Genomic DNA, 426 nt, shown 5'->3' with positions numbered 1-426 from the left:
GCATTATTTCCGTCGAGCATGCCGTAGTTGGTGAAGAGCAGCGGCGTTGTCACCAGAAACCGTTCACCTTCACCGATATGCGCCCGTATCGCTACCGGCCTTCCTTGCCCGTCCCAAACGCGCACTCCGGTCGAGTCGCATCTCCTCTTGTCCGAACGACGTCGCGCAAGCGTACCGTGTTCAGAGCGCTACTCTTGCGCTTTGCTTTTCAACGTATCGTCACCTGTATTCAGGTAAGACGAATGGGCTTGCGGATAAACTTCTTAAATTGCTTCTGCATGAAGCTCATCGAACCCCCAATAAAGGCTGTCTCGTTCTCGAGTTTGTTTGACCGAACGCTCAAACTAACGGACATAGTCCAATCCGGCATCATGCTCGGCCGAACACCTGAGCGAATCACACAACGCACCGGCGAACCACGACCCG

General features: G+C 54.2%; 1 protein-coding gene. It reads right to left on the bottom strand.

Going from position 1 to position 426, the window contains the following annotated elements; genetic code table 11:
* Positions 1 to 229 precede the first annotated feature (229 nt).
* The coding region (locus Tanf_RS15435; RefSeq protein ID WP_211346878.1) for a hypothetical protein at positions 230 to 426 on the bottom strand (197 nt) is incomplete at its 5' end.

The sequence above is a fragment of the Tannerella forsythia genome, from assembly GCF_001006485.1.
Classification (GTDB): Bacteria; Bacteroidota; Bacteroidia; order Bacteroidales; family Tannerellaceae; genus Tannerella; species Tannerella forsythia.
The sequence above is the reverse complement of the archived record's forward strand: the minus strand, read 5'-3'. Positions and strand labels throughout refer to the sequence as shown.